At 74.0% G+C, this 5,212-nt stretch carries 4 protein-coding genes; 2 read left to right on the forward strand and 2 right to left on the reverse strand.

Annotated elements, in window-relative coordinates; translation table 11 throughout:
- Window positions 1-1,796: 1-deoxy-D-xylulose-5-phosphate synthase (gene dxs, locus ON36_RS16650; RefSeq protein WP_043653957.1), on the reverse strand; the 1,796-nt coding region annotated here is incomplete at its 3' end.
- Between the two features lie 170 nt (window positions 1,797-1,966).
- On the opposite strand from dxs, the gene glsA reads away from it, so the two are divergent.
- Both glsA and ON36_RS16660 read left to right on the forward strand, forming a co-directional pair.
- Window positions 1,967-3,829, forward strand: a complete 1,863-nt coding sequence (glsA, locus tag ON36_RS16655; RefSeq protein ID WP_373281807.1) for a glutaminase A — start codon at window positions 1,967-1,969, stop codon at window positions 3,827-3,829.
- 10 nt (window positions 3,830-3,839) lie between these two features.
- Window positions 3,840-4,484 (forward strand): SIMPL domain-containing protein, encoded by a 645-nt coding sequence (locus ON36_RS16660; protein WP_043653954.1) that lies wholly within the window; start codon window positions 3,840-3,842, stop codon window positions 4,482-4,484.
- A 148-nt stretch (window positions 4,485-4,632) separates the two neighbouring features.
- Here the strand turns inward: ON36_RS16660 and ON36_RS16665 are convergent.
- Window positions 4,633-5,212 (reverse strand): class I SAM-dependent RNA methyltransferase (locus tag ON36_RS16665; protein ID WP_043653960.1); only part of this gene is annotated, 580 nt, incomplete at its 5' end.

Below are 5,212 nucleotides of genomic sequence, written 5' to 3' on the forward strand. Positions count from 1 at the left end.
TGCTGCGGCACCCCCAGGTCGCGGGTCGGCACGTCGATGCCCGCCTCGCGCAGCCGCGCCGAGACCGAGGACCCGATGCCGCCGTGCAGGCCGCCGTCCTCGACGGTCACCACCAGGCGGTAGTTCTCGGCCAGCTTCACCACGGCGTCGGGGACCGGGATCACCCAGCGCGGATCGACCACGGTGACCGAGACCCCGTGCGGGGCGAGCAGTTCGGCGACGCCCAGGGCGGTCTCGGCGAAGGGGCCGACCGCGACGATCAGCACGTCGCCGCGCTGGTCGGCCGTCGGCGCGCCGGGCACCGCGGCGCGCAGGATGTCGACGCCGTCGAGCCGCTCGACCGGGACGATGTCCTCGGCGACGCCGCCCTTGGGGAAGCGCAGCACGGTCGGGCCGTCGGACACGGCCAGCGCCTCGCCCAGTTCCTCGCGCAGGGTGGCCCCGTCGCGGGGGGCCGCGACCCGGATCCCGGGGACGATGCCGAGCAGCGACAGGTCCCACATCCCGTTGTGGCTCGCCCCGTCGGGGCCGGTGACACCCGCCCGGTCCAGGACCACGGTGACCGGCTGCTTCAGCAGCGCCACGTCCATGAGCAGCTGGTCGAAGGCGCGGTTGAGGAAGGTCGAGTAGATCGCGACGACGGGGTGCATGCCGCCCAGCGCCAGGCCGGCGGCCGAGGTCATGGCGTGCTGCTCGGCGATCCCGACGTCGAACATGCGCTCGGGGAACTGCTCGCCGAACGCGGCCAGCCCGGTCGGGCCAGGCATGGCCGCGGTGATGGCGACGATGTCGTGGCGGCGGCGCGCGTGCTCGACCAGTTCCTCGGAGAACACCGCGGTCCAGCCCTTGGCCTTCTTGTCCGCGAGGGGACGGCCGGTGAGCGGGTCGATCGGGTCGCACGCGTGCATCTGGTCGGCGACATGGTTCTCGGCGTGCTCGTAGCCGCGGCCCTTCTGGGTGACCACGTGCACCACCACCGGACCGCGGAAGTCCTTGGCGCGGCGCAACGCCGCCTCCAGCGCCACGAGGTCGTGGCCGTCGACCGGGCCGACGTACTTCAGGCCGAGGTCGGCGAACAGTTCCTGCGGGCTCAGCGCGTCCTTGATCCCGGCCTTGAGCGCGTGCACCATCGAATACGCCGGATCCCCCACGGCGGGAATGCTCTTGAGCAGCTTCTTCCCGGCGTCGAGCGCGTGCTCGTAGGCGGGCTGGGTGCGCAGGGCGGTCAGCCGGTCGGCGAGGCCGCCGATGGTCGGGGCGTAGGAGCGGCCGTTGTCGTTGACCACCAGCACCACCGGCCGGTCCGGGGCGCCCGCGATGTTGTTGAGCGCCTCCCAGCACATGCCGCCGGTGAGCGCGCCGTCGCCGACGACCGCGACCACGGTGCGGTCCTGGCCGGTGAGGTGGAACGCCTTGGCCAGGCCGTCGGCGTAGGACAGCGCGGCCGAGGCGTGCGAGGACTCCACCCAGTCGTGCTCGGACTCGGCCCGGCTGGGATAACCCGACAGGCCGTCGCGCATGCGCAGCGAGTCGAACCGGTCCTTGCGTCCGGTGAGGATCTTGTGCACGTAGGCCTGGTGGCCGGTGTCGAAGATCAGCGGGTCGTGCGGGGAGTCGAAGATCCGGTGTAGCGCCAGGGTGAGTTCGACCACGCCGAGGTTCGGGCCGAGGTGACCGCCGGTGGCGGCCACCTTGCGCACCAGGAACTCACGGATCTCCTGCGCCAGCTCCCGCACCTGCGGCATGCTCAGCCGGCGCAGATCCTCGGGTGAATCCACCCGCGACAGCACTCCCACCTGAACTCGCTCCCTCCGGGGATCATGGGTAATTCCTGCCAGTGTATTCAGCCGCGGATCCGGCGGCACCCGCCCTCCGGGCGCTACCCGCTGGTCACTTCGCCGCCGTGAGCACGGTCTCCCCCGCGCGCCGGGCCGGGGCGCGCCGCCCGCGCCCTTACAGTGACGCTGTGACCGATGCCGGATCAGCGACGCGCGCGACCGATCCCGGCGTGGTGGCCGGCATCCTCGACGAGGTCTACGCGCGGTGCCGCGACGACACCTCCGGCGCGCCCGCCGACTACATCCCCGAGCTCGCGGCCGTCGACCCGGACCGGTTCGGGGTGTGCCTGGCCACCGCCGACGGGCAGGTGTACGGGGTCGGCGACGTCGACGCCGGGTTCACCATCCAGTCCATCTCCAAGCCGTTCACCTACGCCCTCGCGCTCGCCGACCGGGGCGTGGACGCGGTGGCCGCCAAGATCGACGTCGAACCGTCCGGGGAGCCGTTCAACGAGATCAGCCTCGACCCGGTCACCGAGAAACCGCGCAACCCCATGATCAACGCGGGCGCGATCACCTCGGCCTCGCTGGTCGCCGGGCGCGACGCCGAGGAGCGCTTCGAGCGGGTGCGGCGCTGCTACTCCCGGTTCGCCGGGCGCGAGCTGAGCCTGGACGGCGCCGTCTACGCCTCCGAGGCGCGCACCGGCTTCCGCAACCGGGCCATCGGCTACATGCTGCGTTCCTTCGGCATCGTCGACGGCGACCCCGACGACGTGGTCGACCGGTACTTCCGGCAGTGCTCGCTCGCGGTCACCTGCGCCGACCTCGCGGTCATGGCGGCCACCCTGGCCAACAACGGCGTCAATCCCCGGACCAGGGAGCGCGCGCTGTCCGCGCCGCTCACCGAGCGGGTGCTCTCGGTGATGACCACCTGCGGGATGTACGACGCGGCGGGCGACTGGGTCACCACCGTGGGGCTGCCCGCCAAGAGCGGGGTCGGCGGCGGGATCCTGGCGGTGCTGCCCGGCCAGCTCGGCATCGCCGTGTACTCCCCGCGCCTGGACGCGCACGGCAACAGCGTGCGCGGCGTCGCCGCCTGCCGGGAACTGTCGAAGCGCCTGGAACTGCACTTCTGTCATGTGACGCGCTCCGCGCGCACCGCGATCCGCGCCTCGTACTCGGTCGCCCAGGCGCCGTCGCGCCTGCGCCGCTCCCCCGACGACGTGGCGGTGCTCGAGGCGCACGGCGAACGCGCCCACGTCTACGAACTGCACGGCGACCTGCTCTTCGCCGCCGCCGAACACGCGGTGCGCACCATCGAACCGCACGCCGGGCGCCTGGACGCGCTGGTCCTCGACGTGCGGCGGGTGGGCGAGATCAGCGCGATCGCCCGCGACATGCTCACCGCCCTGCAGGCCGAACTGGCGGCGACCGGCTGCCGGGTCGCGCTGGTCGACCCCGACGCCAAGCTCGGGCACGAGGTGTCCGGCCTGCGGCCCGACGATCCGCGCGGGCGGGTCTTCGTCGACCGGGACACCGCCGCCGAATGGTGCGAGGACATCGTCCTGGAACGGCACTGCGCCCCCGGTACGACCACCCCGACCTCGTTCACCGTCACCGACCACCCCGTGCTGGCCCAGCTCCCGGCCGAAGAGCGCGCCGACCTGGCCGCCCGGTACGAGACCCGCACGGTCGCGCGCGGGGAGGTCATCGCCGAGCGCGGGCAGCCCCGCTCCGGGCTGTACCTGATCCTGCAGGGCCGGGTGCGGATGAGTTTCCCCGGCGTCGACGGCCGCACCCACCGCCTGGTGTCGCTGCCCGCCGGGCAGTCCTTCGGGCAGGTGCCGATGCTGCTGGAACAGCCCTCGGTGCACACGGTCACCGCCGAGACCCAGGTCCGGCTCGCGGTCATGCCGCCCGCGGTGTTCGACGAGCTCACCTCCGCCCACCCGCGGCTGAAACTCGCGCTGCTGCAACAGCTCGCGGGCGAGGCGTACACGCAGATGGAAGCCACCACCCGCACCCTGTCCGGGCGGGCCGCCGAGTCCTGAGGAGCCGGGAATGAGCACACAGCCGACCATCACCGTCTACGGCCACGGCGCCGTCCGCGCCACCCCCGACCTGGTCCGGATCACGCTCTCGGTGGAGTCGCGGGCCGCCGGGGTCGCCGCGGCCTACAGCCGGGCGGGCGAGCGGGTCTCGTCGGTCCTGCACGCCCTGCGCCGCGCCGGGGTCGCCGACACCGACATCGCCACCAGCGGCCTGAGCGTGCGCACCGAGACCGTCTACACCGATCGCGGCACCCACGAGATCACCGGCTACCTGGCCACCACGGCCCTGACCGTGTCGCTGCGGGAGAGCACCGACCCGGCGGGCACCATCGCCGCCGCCGTCGCCGCGGGCGGGGACGACGTGCGCCTCGGCGGGCTCGACCGCGTGCTGTCCGAGGCGGGAGCCGCCCTCGTCCGGGCCCGCGACGCCGCCTACGACGACGCGCGCGTCAAGGCCGAGCAGTACGCCACCCGCGCCCACGCCCGCCTCGGCGCGGTCCTCGACATCACCGAACATCCCGGGGGCATGCCGACCCCGTTCCCCCGCGCCGCCGAGATCGCCGCCCCGATGGCCTTCGCCGCCGCGTCGGTCCCGGTCGAACTGGGCGACACGGAGATCACCGCCGACGTCCGGGTCACCTGGGCGCTGGACTGAGCGCCTCCGCGCCTTCGAGCCGCGCGCGAGGAGACCGGCCGCCCCTCCTCGTCGGCCCGTGAGCACGGGGTCGCCGCGCGGCCGCGGGCAGGCGGGTCGGATTCGCACCGACGATCCCCGCGGCGCGGGCGGCGGCCGGTTCCCCGGTTCAGCGTTCGAGCAGCCCGACGCATTCGACGTGGTGGGTGGCCGGGAAGGCGTCGAAGGCGCGCAGGGCCGCGAGCCCGTAGCCGGCCTCGGCGTAGAGGGCGACGTCGCGGGCGAACGAGGCCGGGTCGCAGCCGATGTGGACGACGCGGGACGGGTTCGCCGCGGTGACGGCGGTGACGACGTCGCGGCCCGCGCCCGCGCGGGGCGGGTCGAGGACGACGACGTCGGGGGTGTCGCGGTGGGTGCGGACCCAGCGTTCGGTGCGGTCGGCGCGCAGGTCGAGCCACGGCAGGTCGGCCAGGGCGGCGTTGCCGTCGGCGACGGCGGAACGGGCGGACTCCACGGCGTGCACGAAGCCGGTCGGGCCGGTGCGCTCGGCCAGGCGGGCGGCGAAGACGCCGACCCCGCTGTACAGATCCCAGGCGTCACCGCCCGCCGCCAGGCCCGACCACTCCGCGACCAGGTCCGAATAGCACTGCGCCGCACCGCTGTGCGCCTGCCAGAACCCGGTCGCCGAGAGCACCCAGCGACGGCCCGCGACGTACTCCACCGCGCGCCCGGTCCCGGCGACCACCCAT

The organism is Nocardia thailandica NBRC 100428 (assembly GCF_000308795.1).
Taxonomy (GTDB): Bacteria; Actinomycetota; Actinomycetes; order Mycobacteriales; family Mycobacteriaceae; genus Nocardia; species Nocardia thailandica.

Excerpts from the sequence above, each read along its gene's own strand:
- ON36_RS16660 (WP_043653954.1), top strand. The coding sequence starts at position 3,840 with ATGAGCACACAGCCGACCATCACCGTCTACGGCCACGGCGCCGTCCGC.